The organism is Shewanella abyssi, from assembly GCF_023284025.1.
GTDB classification, from domain to species: domain Bacteria; phylum Pseudomonadota; class Gammaproteobacteria; order Enterobacterales; family Shewanellaceae; genus Shewanella; species Shewanella abyssi.
Map to the genome: position 1 here is coordinate 20,992 of NZ_JAKIKR010000021.1, position 12,064 is coordinate 33,055.

Here is a 12,064-nt window from a genome sequence, read left to right on the forward strand (position 1 = left end):
ACAGAGATTCTAACTAACACACTTCCCGCTATCCGATCGATACTCAATAAGCTTCATACCCATTGATCTAAGATGGCATCGTCACGTGAAAACAAGACCCCCCAAGATGAATTTATCAGAATTAAAAGACACACCGATTTCAGATTTAGTACAATTAGCCCAAGACATGAAGCTAGAAAATATGGCCCGCGCTCGCAAGCAGGACATTATTTTCTCGATCCTAAAGGCCCACGCCAAAAGCGGTGAAGATATTTTCGGTGGCGGTGTATTAGAGATTTTGCAGGACGGTTTTGGTTTCCTACGTAGCTCTGATGGCTCTTATTTAGCGGGTCCTGATGATATTTATATCTCACCTAGCCAAATTCGTCGCTTCAACATGCGTACTGGTGACAGCATTTTTGGCAAGATCCGCCCGCCAAAAGAGGGCGAGCGTTATTTTGCTCTGCTAAAAGTGACCGAAGTTAACTTCGATAAGCCTGAAAACTCTCGCAACAAGATCCTGTTTGAAAACCTAACGCCACTGCATGCTGAAGAACGTATGCGTATGGAACGTGGTAATGGCTCAACCGAAGATATCACTTCACGTATTCTCGACCTATGCTCTCCTATCGGTAAAGGTCAACGTGGTTTGATTGTTGCGCCGCCAAAAGCGGGTAAAACACTATTACTGCAAAACATGGCGCAAAGCATTGCTTATAACAACCCAGATGTTGTGCTAATGGTACTGCTCATTGACGAACGTCCTGAAGAAGTCACCGAAATGCAACGCATGGTGAAAGGTGAAGTGATTGCTTCTACTTTCGATGAGCCAGCGAGCCGTCACGTACAAGTGGCTGAGATGGTCATTGAGAAAGCTAAACGCCTAGTTGAGCATAAGAAAGACGTGGTTATCTTACTCGACTCGATTACCCGTCTTGCGCGTGCTTATAACACTGTAATCCCATCATCAGGTAAAGTTCTTACCGGTGGTGTTGATGCTAATGCATTGCACCGTCCTAAGCGCTTCTTTGGTGCTGCGCGTAACATCGAACATGGTGGTAGCTTAACCATTATCGCTACTGCGTTGGTTGATACCGGCTCTAAGATGGACGAAGTTATTTACGAAGAGTTTAAAGGTACCGGTAACCAAGAGTTACACCTTTCTCGTAAAGCCGCTGAAAAACGCGTATTCCCAGCGATTGATTTCAACCGCTCAGGAACACGTCGTGAAGAGAAGCTCACCACGCCAGACGAACTGCAGAAAATGTGGATCTTGCGTAAGATCTTGCATCCAATGGATGAAGTCTCTGGCATGGAATTCTTAATCGACAAGTTGGCAATGACCAAGACTAACAATGAATTCTTTACTGCAATGAAACGCGCTAAGAGCTAAATCTACTAGGACTTAGCTAGCGTCATCAGCTGCAAAAAAAACCGCATTTATGCGGTTTTTTTATGCCTGTTTTATCCCCATCCTGAAGATGCATCTTCAGGATGAGGATATATGTAATTCAGCGTTATTTTTATCGTCAGTCGAGTATTTTTCGCATAAAGACTCTAACCAGCCCAAACGATTCATCTCGCTCTTCCGTCGCAATCGACCAGCCCTGTTTCTGATAGAAATTAAGCGCTTGCTCATTAGCTTTAAAGGTTTCTAATCGCAGATGCTCATAGCCTTGCGCGTGTTGCATAGCTTCAACTTGTGCCAATAAATAACCGCCCAAGCCCGTGCCTTGCAACTGAGGTTTAATCATCAAACTATGGATAAAGCCCTCTTCTGCAGCGCAGTAACCCTGTATTGTTCCGTCAACCTCAAGTACCACGATATCTTCAAGGTGTTGGTTGATCTCTCTGTCTGAGCCGCCGCCATTGATAAACCAGTCAACGCCTTCATCACCTAAGAAAGAGCGATAACACTTGTCTATCGTCTCCTTCGCTAACCTCTTTATCCTGTCTAAATCTGCACTACTCGCTTGTCTCACGCTCTTCATTGGTTGCCTGTTTGGAATGTTTTTAATCAATCTGTTATTTGTTCGCGCCAGCCACGCTTTTGTGCGCGTCCTTAACATGTCTCTCAGTAGCAATACCACAGGGGTTACATGCTCGCGGCCAGGACACACAAGATACAAGTCAGCATCTTCACCCACATAGTCTGTTAGCATCGGAATGAGTCGCCCAGCTTCAATGTCATCGGTTAAATCAAGCCAAGACTTAAACACAACCCCCTGACCCGCTACCGCCCAACGGCGTGCAATATCAGCATCATTACAGGTGCGATTAGAGCTCACTCTTACTTTATGTTGCTGACCCTCTTTACTGAAAAACCATTGATCATGGGTACGTTCATCTAACATAAAAAACAAGCAATTATGTTGTTGTAGCTGCTCTAGAGAATGAACCGCGCCCATACGTTCAATGTACTCAGGGGAAGCGCATAGCACTCGCTTAGCGTCACAGATTTTAAAGGCCACCAGCGATGAATCTTTAGGTTTACCTGAGCGCAAAGCAACATCAATTTTGTCTCGATAAAAATCCGATAAATTATCGCCAATATGAAGTCGTAGATTAAGTTCTGGGTATTTCGCAAGAAACTCATCGAGCCAAGGCAAAACAACATTACGGCCTACGTCCGAGGGGACTGCCAGACTCACGGTGCCGGAAATCTGCGTCAAACTTGAGTTTATGGCCCGTTGCCCCATATCAAGATCGGCTAATGCCGAACGACAATGGATCAAATACCGCTCACCCGCATCCGTTAATCTCAGGCTGCGAGTACTGCGAATAAATAGCGTGGTACCAAGTTCCTTCTCTAACCTTTTAAGCCCGGCACTTGCCACCGCGGATGAGATATCCAACTCCACAGCAGCGCCCGTTAGGCTGCCACAATCAGCAACTCTCACAAAAAGGGTTAGATCGTTTAGCTGCATTTTTATTCCCTTATTTACCGAGATGTCATCTGATTTAATTGTAGATAATCATTCTACAACCATCAGCAACAAAAAAGCCTACAAAAATGTAGGCTTTTTAATGTCAGGAACATTTATGCCACGCCCCATGGATGGCAAGGCGTGCTAATTATGTCTATTTCACGAAATCAATGTGACTGCCATTTTTCGTCTTAGATAGGCAATCTGCTGCATATGCGGCAAATCTTTAGGGCAGTTATCTTGGCAACCCAGCAAGGTCATGCAGCCAAAGACACCGTCTTGATTACCGATAACATGGTAAAAATCTTCAAGCTCACGGCCATCGCGGCTATCAAGTTCAAAGCGTGCCAGTTTCATCATGCCGACAGCACCGACAAAGGTGTCACGCATCTGTGCAGTCGCACAAGCCGATACACATACGCCACACTCGACGCAGCGTTCAAGCTCATAAAGCTTGGCCGCTTCCGCGGGATCCATCGGTGCTTCTAAACGGTGAACATCCATATCATCACTGATAGGGTGTAGCCATAGCTTCAAGCGCTCAGCCAGCTCACGCATAAATTTACCGGTATTAACCGACAAATCACCAATCAATTCAAACCCAGGGAGTGGCATCAACATGATGTCACCTTTCGGATACTTGCTGGTTAATGTGCGGCAAGCCAGCGTTGGAAATCCATTGATCACCATAGCGCAGCTACCACAAATACCAGCACGACAAACAAAGTCAAACTGCAGCGAGGTATCTTGCTCTTCACGCAAGCGGTTAAGCGCAATAAATACCGTCATACCCGGTGTTTCTTCAAGCTGGTATTTCACCATTTTAGGCTTGTCGCCCGGCTCTTGTGGGTCATAGCGGAATATATTAAAGGTTAACATCCGGCCTTTGGGGGCTTGTTGGCTCATTTGGCCTCTCCTGCAACTTGCTGTTGTAACATTTCACTTAAACGTTCATTCTTGGGCGTTAATGCCTCTGGAACCTCAAAAGGCATCAGTGCATTTTGTCTTTCGTGCCGGTCGGCATCATCACCTAATTGGCTCAACACTGCAGTGATCTGCAGCTCGCGTTTTTCGGTATCTGGATGCGCTATGGCATTGTTAATTCCGTAACCACGATACCCTGGTGGTAGCTCCATCTTCATCACATCAAGCTGTTCATATTCCAGCGTCGGCGATAACGCTTCTGCATCGGGCCAGCTTGCTAGCGTACGATTTAGCCAGTCTTTATCATTACGCTGCGGGAAATCTTCACGAGCGTGTGCACCGCGGCTCTCAGTACGTGCTGCCGCGCCAGCAGCAACTGTTAGTGCCACTTTCAGCATACGTTTAACTCGCAGCGCTTCTACAAGCTCTGGGTTAGCGTGGCGCTTTTTACATTTAAGGCCTAACGCATTAGCGCGCTTAAGCAACTCTTGTAGTTCATTAACCGCTTTTTCAAGCTCGGGGCCGTTACGGAAAATGCCCACGTAATCCATCATGATCCGCTGCATCTGCTTTTTCAGCTCAAACGGACTTTCAGTGCCGTCACCATCGATTAATTCATCAATTTCGTTTTGCACTTTGCCAACAAAAGACTCAACCAGACCAGTATCAATCTCTAAGGTATTCTGCTGGCAGAAATCAGCAACGTACTTGCCGATAATCATGCCGCCGACAACAGTTTCAGCCAGCGAGTTGCCGCCGAGTCGGTTAAAACCATGCATATCCCAACAAGCAGCTTCGCCCACACTAAATAGGCCTTTTAACTGTGGATTCTGCCCTGTTGCATCGGTGCGAATACCGCCCATTGAATAATGCTGAGTGGGGCGTACAGGGATCCAATCTTTAGCGGGATCTATGCCTAAAAAGTTCTCACAGATCTCTTTCACTTCACGCAAGTTAGTCTCAACGTGCTTACGGCCAAGCAAGGTGATATCAAGCCATAAGTGCGGCCCATAAGGGCTATCAACACCCTTACCCTTGCGCATATGTTCAGTCATGCGGCGCGATACTACATCACGGGATGCCAGCTCTTTCTTTTCTGGCTCGTAATCTGGCATAAAGCGGTGACCATCTTTATCTCGCAGGAGACCACCATCACCGCGACAACCCTCTGTCGTTAAGATCCCAACCGGCACGATAGCGGTAGGATGGAACTGTACAGCTTCCATGTTACCGAGCTTGACCACCCCGGTTTCTAGCGCCAGTGCTTGGCCTATTCCTTCACAGATAATGGCATTGGTAGACACTTCATAAATACGACCGTAACCACCAGTGGCAATCGTGGTTGACTTAGCAACATAGGCACGTAGTTCACCCGTTATCAAACAGCGGGCAACCACACCGTGGCAGCGTTCACCATCATGGATAAGCGACAGCGCTTCCATACGCTCATGCACCGGTATATCCATCGATATCGCTTTGTTATCGACGGCATATAATAACGAGTGGCCGGTACCATCAGCGGTGTAACAGGTGCGCCATTTTTTGGTACCACCAAAGTCACGGGCATTGATTAAACCGTGTGCCTCCTCAGCCTCTTCGATAGTGACTTTCTCAGCGTTAACGACCACTTGCCGTGGGCCTTTAGTTACACGGGTCCAAGGTACGCCCCAGTTCGCCAGTTCACGCACCGCTTTAGGTGCACAATGAGCAAACATGCGCGCCACCTCTTGATCGCAGCCCCAATCCGATCCTTTTACCGTGTCTTGGAAATGCACATCTTCATCATCTCCCATACCTTTGACGGTATTGCCCAAACTTGCTTGCATGCCACCTTGCGCAGCAGCCGAATGCGACCGCTTAGCAGGGATTAATGACAACACAACAGTATCTAGCCCACGCTCTTTTGAAGCGATAGCTACTCGTAATCCAGCAAGTCCAGCGCCGATCACTAACGAATCGGTATATATCAGTTTCACACGTGCTCCTTAAGCGGCTGCAGAGTCAATTTATGGTTATAACGACAATTATATTTACTCAGTTTTAATTGCTGAGTTTTGATTTCTGAGTATTGTTGTAATCCGTTTATCTACGAAGCATTTGCGTAAGGCAAAAATGCCAGCAGTGAAGCAATGCCTACCACGATAAAAATGGCGCTGACAATACTCTTAATCTTTTTCAGTCTGTTGCGGCTATTGAGATCCCTAGCTGCGCCCCACTTAACGGCAACTCGATAGACACCTATCGCCGCATGTAGCTCAACACAAAACAGTAACGGCAGATACAGCAGCCATACGCCCTGTTGCCAAATTCTATCGGCGCTACCATGAGGGCCAATCGTTTCCGGTGCGGAGCCAATAAGCCACAAATGCACTGGCAGCATTAAAAAAATCAACACGCCTGTGGCAGCTTGCCAGACCCACAGACGAGTATCGCCGTGGTTAACAATGTTGAGTTGCCGCTTTAGCGCTTTTTGCTGACGAAGATTAAGCGGCATTTTGTGCGCCGCAACCAGTACATGAACTAAAACGATAGCGGCAATAACCACTGCAATGACCGACACTACCCAAGGGTAACCATGGCCGTCAGCCGATAAAAAACTCAACTCCATGGTGTTAGCTACCCATGTCATCGCCTGTTCACCCAATAATATCGATGACACTAATAACAGATGCGTCCACAGAAATACGGCAAGCACGACACCACTTGCACTTTGGCTTATATCAAGCCAACCACTTAGTTTTTCGCGATTTTTTATTATTCTCATTCGCTTCCCTATCTATGTTGTTGATTTTTCGTATAACGACATTGATACCAATGTCGCTCACAAATAACTTTTCAACAGTGAGGTAGATCAACAAAAAAGTGATTAATCCAGCTGCAGCTAATTTATCTATTAAGGATTTAGCAACAGCTTCTAACTTGGGCGATAAGCTTCAACAGGTAAGTTCAAATCACTACCAATGATTAAATATGAGATAAGGCTAAGCAGGCCGATAGCGATAAGGTAAACAATTAAACCCTTAGCCAACTTACGCAGACCCGTGCGCTTAGTGGTTAAACCCCACTTAACTGCAACGCGGTAAAGACCTATCATGGCGTGGATCACCACAGCTGGCAGTAATAAGGCGTATAGCAACCAAGCATTTTGGTTATAGACTCTGTCAGCCGAAAGATGTGGACCAATCTCAGGATTTGCTATCATGGTAAAAAGATGGACAGGTACAAGGAAGAACAACACAAAACCGGTAATCAGCTGCCAGAACCATGCATGGCTGTCTTTATGGTTAATCACCGACATATGGCGTCTAAGTGCGCGCCACTGCCCGAGTTGAGCAGGAAAGCGACGTAATGCCACTGCGGCATGCGCCATCACCACTAGCAACATAAACACTGAAAAAATCTTAGTGACTATCGGGAAGCCATGTCCGGTTGAACTAAACATGCCCCCTTCAAGAAATTGCACTACCGTATAAAACGCCTCTTTCCCCAGCAAGATGCTAGATTCAAAATGCAGATGCGCTAACAGAAAGCAGCCCATCAATACCCCGGTGATGCTTTGTATTTTGTCCGCTTTAGCTGATGCGGGATGTCCGGTTGTGCTTACGTAGGATGCTAACATGGTAGTTATCTTGTTTATCTTGTGCATAGGCGTGGGATTTACACTCTAGCAAGTTGTTAATCACCTCGTTGCAGCAGCATTTTCAATCGTGACCTTGCTCACCCTTTTTTGGGTAGCTATTAGAGTTAGATCACAAACAAAGCATCTAATTAAGAACGGTGGTCATACCTTTTAACCACATATTTTCAGCAACTTGAACTCACATTTCAAACAGAACAATCTAGTTATAGTTTGGTAGAACATTGCAGCAGCGAGCTAGTGATAAGTCTCTAATTGCGCAAGTGAAACAGTGATTAAAGCCCATTAAACTCCCACTGAATCCTGCATCTTTAGGTAAGATGGGTATACAATACGCCGATATATGTAGCTAACGAGAATTCTCATGCCTTGGATCCAACTAAGAATTGATACCGACGGTCCACACGCAGACGCGCTTAGCGATCAGCTGATGGAAGAAGGGTCAATCTCCATTACCTTCGAAGACGGTAAAGACACCCCTATCTATGAGCCTACTTTAGGTGAGACACCACTGTGGAACCACACGGTGATCATTGCACTATTTGAGGCCGACCACGACTTAGCCCCAGTGGTTGAACGGCTAAAGCTGCTACCTTATCTAGGTGAAAACTTCGGCCATAAGATAGAGCAAGTTGAAGACAAAGACTGGGAACGCGAATGGATGGATAACTTCCACCCAATAAAGTTTGGTGACAGATTATGGATCTGCCCAAGCTGGCGTGAAATCCCCGATCCTACCGCGGTCAACGTGATCCTAGATCCCGGCCTTGCCTTCGGTACAGGTACCCACCCAACGACGGCTTTATGCTTAGAGTGGCTAGATGGACTCGAATTCCACAATAAAGAGGTTATCGACTTTGGTTGTGGCTCAGGCATTCTCGCGGTCGCAGCGCTCAAGCTAGGTGCTGAGCGTGTAACAGGCATCGATATCGATTACCAAGCAATTGACGCGTCTAAAGCTAACGCAGAGCGTAACGGCGTACAAGATAGGCTTTCACTGTACCTGCCAGAAGACCAGCCCGCCGATCTAAAAGCTGACATCTTAGTCGCCAACATTCTTGCTGGCCCATTGCGTGAATTGGCGCCATTAATTGCCGAAAAAGTGAAACCTGGCGGCCAACTTGCCCTTTCTGGTCTACTAAAAGAACAAGCTGAAGAAGTTTCAGCCTTTTACAACCAGTGGTTCGACATGGATGCGCCTGCTCACAAAGACGACTGGAGCCGCTTGACAGGAATACGCAAATAACGGTATTGAGCGGCGTACCCTGCGCCGCGACAGACTTCTCACCTCGCAAAAGTCAAGCAAAAAAGTTGCCCTCAGGTCATTTATTGACCTTTTCACCGGCTTGAAAAAGACGTACTATAGCGCCCCTTTGACGAGCAAGGTGATTTGATAAATGCAGATTGGACCCTATCGACTGAAAAATCAGCTGATCGTGGCCCCAATGGCAGGCGTCACGGACCAGCCCTTTAGAAATCTTTGTATTCGTTATGGCGCAGCCATGGCGGTTTCAGAGATGCTTTCATCGAATCCTGATGTTTGGGACACAGAGAAAAGCCGCTTGCGCATGACACACGCAGGTGAAGACGGGATACGTTCGGTTCAAATAGCAGGTTCAGACCCTGAGTTAATGGCCAATGCCGCTGCTGTGAACGTACAGCAAGGCGCGCAGATCATTGATATCAATATGGGCTGTCCAGCAAAGAAAGTGAATAGGAAGCTAGCAGGCTCAGCCTTACTGCAAGATCCACAGCTAGTAGAAGAGATTCTAAAAGCCGTAGTAGCAGCAGTTGATGTGCCAGTTACGCTAAAAATTCGAACGGGTTGGGTTCCAGAGCACAGGAATGGTGTTCATATCGCCCAGATTGCGGAAGATTGTGGCATTGCTTCGTTAGCCGTTCACGGTAGAACGCGACAATGCATGTACAAAGGCGAAGCCGAGTACGACACGATTAAAGCAATTAAAAAACAGATCTCGATACCTGTTGTCGCAAACGGAGACATTTTAACGCCAGAGAAAGCACGTTTTGTGCTGGATTATACTGGTGTAGATGCTTTGATGATAGGACGGGGCGCTCAAGGACGACCTTGGATATTTAGGGAGATCCAACATTATCTGGAGACAGGTAATAAGCTAGCGCCCGTCGAGGCGGATGAAAAGCGTCAATTGATGCTTGAACACCTTAAAATGCTGTACTCATTGTATGGTGATTATAAGGGCATTCGTTTCGCAAGAAAGCACGTTGGATGGTATCTAAACCAAGAATCACAACGCGCTTTTCGAGCTGAGTTTAATCAGCTCGTGACCGTTGAAGAACAATGTTCCATGGTGGAACACTATTTTGATGAATTTGCAGCAAATTAATAAAGAGCAGAATACGAATGTTTGATCAAACAACTCACACTGAAGTTCACCCACTGACTGTTGGCAAAATTGAAACCGCAAGTGGCGCAATTAAGCCACAGCTATTACGCGATGCCGTAAAACGTGCAGTAACAAACTTTTTCGCTCAAATGGACGGGCAAGAAGCAGAAGAAGTCTATGAAATGGTGTTAAGCGAAGTTGAAGCACCTCTGCTAGATATCATCATGCAACACACTCGCGGTAACCAGACTCGCGCTGCAAACATGCTAGGTATCAACCGCGGTACTTTGCGTAAAAAATTAAAAAAATATGGCATGAACTAAGAAGTAATTCTTAAGCTGTTGTATTGAAACGGGCTTTCCAGTGATGGAAAGCCCGTTTTTGTTGTCTGGTTACACTCAGTTATCACTCATTCGGCATTTCTCATAATAGCTAATCACCTCCTCCTATTCAGTCAGTCCAACGTTCAAGTCACAGCGCCGACTTAAAGCATTCATTTGCTTTAATCCAACACGAGATCTTACCCCATCAAATAAGGTTATCTTAATGAAGTTTGAAATGTACCCAGCCGAAGAGCAAAGGCCGAATAAACAGCATTAGCACTTAATTAGCCCAGTTAAGAAACGATCGTAGTTTTTTTGAAGCTCCTAACTCCCCGCTATACCCGTTTATATAAGCAGACTTGCCAAGTCATAGCCTCTCTATTTGCAGTTAAAAAACGCCTAACTGACTATAGCGACTACTATTAAAAATATAATAAGTCACACGGAAGCGCGAATATGCAAGCGAGACAAGTCAGTAATGTTGCCGATGCCATTGCCATCATTGAGGAGCGGGGGCTGTCCCATATTAAGGTCGGCCTATTCGATATAGACGGCGTGATGCGCGGCAAATATATGTCCAAGGCCAAGTTTGTCGCCTCCTTAGAGAAAGGCTTCGCCTTTTGCGATGTGGTACTGGGCTGGGATGTTAAAGATCAACTGTACGACAATGCCAAATATACCGGTTGGCACACGGGTTATCCCGATGCGCCGGTGAGGATATTACCCCATACCTGCCGCGATGTGATTGGTGAAGAGGGAATGCTGCTATTTATCGCCGAGTTTGCCGAAGAAGCAGAAGCACTCTGCCCACGAGGAACACTAAGACGGGTAATAGAGAAAGCGCAAAGCATGGGCTTTAATCCGTTTGCAGCATTGGAATATGAGTTTTTTCTGTTTAAAGAGACGCCACAATCAATCCGCGAAAAGAACTTCCGTAATCTGGAGACGATTACCCCAGATTGGTTCGGTTACTCGATGATCCGTAACTCGGTGCACGCTGATCTTTATCAGGATATTTTATCGATGTCTGAGACCATGGATTTTCCTATTGAAGGGATCCATTCTGAAACGGGTCCAGGGGTGATTGAAGCTGCGATTGCCGTTGATAGTGCGGAAGCAGCTGCCGATAAAGGCGCGCTGTTCAAAACCTTTATGAAGGTGTTGGCGCAGAGGCGGGATCTGATGGCGACCTTTATGGCCAAGTGGTCCGGGGATTATCCGGGGCAAAGCGGTCATATTCACCTATCTTTGCAACACAAAGATGGCACATCTGCTTTTTATGACCCCAGCCAAACTCACTGCATGAGCAAAATACAGCGACACTTTTTGGCCGGTCAACAGGCGTTGATGCCTGAATTCCTATGCATGATTGCCCCCACCATTAACAGTTACTCGCGGATGATCCCGGGCTTCTGGGCCCCCACGGATGCCACTTGGGGGGTGGAAAACAGAACCACGGCTCTAAGAGTTATTCCCGGCTCTGCTTCATCTCAACGGGTTGAATATCGATTGGGTGCCGCCGATGCTAACCCCTACCTTGCACTTGCAGCCGCACTTGCCAGCGGCCTTTATGGCATAGAGCACGAGTTAGAACCACAAGCACAAGTGAAAGGTAACGCTTACGAGCAGACTCACGATGCTTCACTAGCGCTGCCCGCCACCCTGTGGGATGCGGCGCAGCGATTCAAGCAGTCAACGGCTGCCAAAAGCTGCTTTGGTGAGACCTTTGTCGAGCATTACGTCATCAGTCGCGAATGGGAAGAGCGTGAGTTTAGAAAGCACGTTACCGACTGGGAGATGGAGCGTTACTTCGAGATAATTTAAACCAATAATGCTCTTTTTAATGGTGCTGGGTTTTATTGCTCAAGCCACTTATTTTAAGTTGCAGTAATAGTGAAATTGAAAGCA

At 46.7% G+C, this 12,064-nt stretch carries 10 protein-coding genes and 1 pseudogene; 5 read left to right on the top strand and 6 right to left on the bottom strand.

The annotated features are described in order from the left end of the window. The first annotated feature begins 106 nt into the window (after positions 1–106). On the top strand, positions 107–1,372 hold the full coding sequence (rho, locus tag L2755_RS10945) for a transcription termination factor Rho (RefSeq protein WP_248980732.1): 1,266 nt from the start codon (positions 107–109) through the stop codon (positions 1,370–1,372). 136 nt (positions 1,373–1,508) lie between these two features. Here the strand turns inward: rho and L2755_RS10950 are convergent, their stop codons facing one another. From L2755_RS10950 to L2755_RS10975, 6 genes and pseudogenes are all read right to left on the bottom strand, one after another. After that, positions 1,509–2,048 carry a GNAT family N-acetyltransferase gene (locus L2755_RS10950; protein ID WP_346348090.1) on the bottom strand — a complete coding sequence of 180 codons (540 nt, stop codon included), beginning with the start codon at positions 2,046–2,048 and terminating at the stop codon, positions 1,509–1,511. After that, positions 2,025–2,906, bottom strand: a pseudogene (locus L2755_RS10955) (LysR family transcriptional regulator); the annotation flags it as partial. The pseudogene L2755_RS10955 and the gene L2755_RS10950, both read right to left, overlap by 24 nt. Before the next feature lie 159 nt (positions 2,907–3,065). Beyond that, positions 3,066–3,812 (bottom strand): fumarate reductase iron-sulfur subunit, encoded by a 747-nt coding sequence (locus L2755_RS10960; protein ID WP_248980733.1) that lies wholly within the window; start codon positions 3,810–3,812, stop codon positions 3,066–3,068. Beyond that, the gene (locus tag L2755_RS10965) at positions 3,809–5,806 is read right to left on the bottom strand and encodes a fumarate reductase flavoprotein subunit (RefSeq protein ID WP_248980734.1); all 1,998 of its coding nucleotides are present in this window, start codon (positions 5,804–5,806) and stop codon (positions 3,809–3,811) included. The genes L2755_RS10960 and L2755_RS10965 overlap by 4 nt, the downstream gene beginning before the upstream one ends. Before the next feature lie 110 nt (positions 5,807–5,916). Continuing rightward, positions 5,917–6,594: a fumarate reductase cytochrome b subunit gene (locus L2755_RS10970; RefSeq protein ID WP_248980735.1), complete on the bottom strand. Its 678-nt coding sequence runs from the start codon at positions 6,592–6,594 to the stop codon at positions 5,917–5,919. A gap of 150 nt (positions 6,595–6,744) precedes the next feature. Beyond that, complete coding sequence (locus L2755_RS10975; RefSeq protein WP_248980736.1) at positions 6,745–7,449, bottom strand: fumarate reductase cytochrome b subunit; 705 nt, start codon at positions 7,447–7,449, stop codon at positions 6,745–6,747. A 382-nt stretch (positions 7,450–7,831) separates the two neighbouring features. On the opposite strand from L2755_RS10975, the gene prmA reads away from it, so the two are divergent. From prmA to L2755_RS10995, 4 genes are all read left to right on the top strand, one after another. Then, positions 7,832–8,713, top strand: coding sequence for a 50S ribosomal protein L11 methyltransferase (gene prmA, locus L2755_RS10980; protein ID WP_248980737.1), 882 nt, complete (start codon positions 7,832–7,834; stop codon positions 8,711–8,713). A gap of 151 nt (positions 8,714–8,864) precedes the next feature. Beyond that, positions 8,865–9,833, top strand: coding sequence for a tRNA dihydrouridine synthase DusB (gene dusB, locus L2755_RS10985; RefSeq protein ID WP_248980738.1), 969 nt, complete (start codon positions 8,865–8,867; stop codon positions 9,831–9,833). Positions 9,834–9,850: 17 nt separating this feature from the next. Then, the gene (fis, locus tag L2755_RS10990) at positions 9,851–10,156 is read left to right on the top strand and encodes a DNA-binding transcriptional regulator Fis (protein WP_012153658.1); all 306 of its coding nucleotides are present in this window, start codon (positions 9,851–9,853) and stop codon (positions 10,154–10,156) included. Between the two features lie 456 nt (positions 10,157–10,612). Beyond that, entirely contained in the window at positions 10,613–11,980 is a 1,368-nt protein-coding gene (locus L2755_RS10995; RefSeq protein WP_248980739.1) for a glutamine synthetase family protein, read from the top strand. Positions 11,981–12,064 lie beyond the last annotated feature (84 nt).

Coding starts and splice junctions, on each gene's coding strand:
- dusB (WP_248980738.1), top strand. CDS start 8,865: ATGCAGATTGGACCCTATCGACTGAAAAATCAGCTGATCGTGGCCCCA.
- L2755_RS10960 (WP_248980733.1), bottom strand. CDS start 3,812: ATGAGCCAACAAGCCCCCAAAGGCCGGATGTTAACCTTTAATATATTC.
- prmA (WP_248980737.1), top strand. CDS start 7,832: ATGCCTTGGATCCAACTAAGAATTGATACCGACGGTCCACACGCAGAC.
- L2755_RS10995 (WP_248980739.1), top strand. CDS start 10,613: ATGCAAGCGAGACAAGTCAGTAATGTTGCCGATGCCATTGCCATCATT.
- L2755_RS10970 (WP_248980735.1), bottom strand. CDS start 6,594: ATGAGAATAATAAAAAATCGCGAAAAACTAAGTGGTTGGCTTGATATA.
- rho (WP_248980732.1), top strand. CDS start 107: ATGAATTTATCAGAATTAAAAGACACACCGATTTCAGATTTAGTACAA.
- L2755_RS10975 (WP_248980736.1), bottom strand. CDS start 7,449: ATGTTAGCATCCTACGTAAGCACAACCGGACATCCCGCATCAGCTAAA.
- fis (WP_012153658.1), top strand. CDS start 9,851: ATGTTTGATCAAACAACTCACACTGAAGTTCACCCACTGACTGTTGGC.
- L2755_RS10950 (WP_346348090.1), bottom strand. CDS start 2,048: ATGTTAAGGACGCGCACAAAAGCGTGGCTGGCGCGAACAAATAACAGA.